The organism is Salifodinibacter halophilus (assembly GCA_012999515.1).
In the GTDB taxonomy this organism is placed as follows: Bacteria; Pseudomonadota; Gammaproteobacteria; order Nevskiales; family Salinisphaeraceae; genus Salifodinibacter; species Salifodinibacter halophilus.
Window position 1 is genome coordinate 1 of record JABEEB010000108.1, and the last position, 319, is coordinate 319.

Consider the following 319-nt stretch of genomic DNA (forward strand, 5'->3'; position numbering starts at 1 on the left):
CAACGACTTTCTAGACCTCGCCGACGAGGCGGTGGCGCTGCTGGATCTGGAAGGCGAGATCCAGATCGCCAGTTTCCACCCGGATTACCAGTTCGCCGGCACCGCCTTCGACGACATCGGCAACTGCACCAACCGCTCGCCCTACCCCACCTTGCACCTGCTGCGCGAAAGCAGCGTAGAGCGCGCGGTGGCGGCGTTTCCGGATCCCGACGCGATCGTCGAGCGCAATCTGGCGACGCTGGAGAATCTTGGCGCCGAGGGCTGGCGCAAGCTTTCGGCGTGGAATTTCAGCGGCTAAGCGCGCGGCCGCTGCGGCTCT

General features: G+C 65.5%; 1 protein-coding gene. It reads left to right on the forward strand.

Features of this window, described 5'->3' with window-relative positions:
* A partial coding sequence (locus HKX41_10910; GenBank protein ID NNC24640.1) for a DUF1415 domain-containing protein occupies positions 1-298 on the forward strand: 298 nt, incomplete at its 5' end.
* Positions 299-319: the final 21 nt, after the last annotated feature.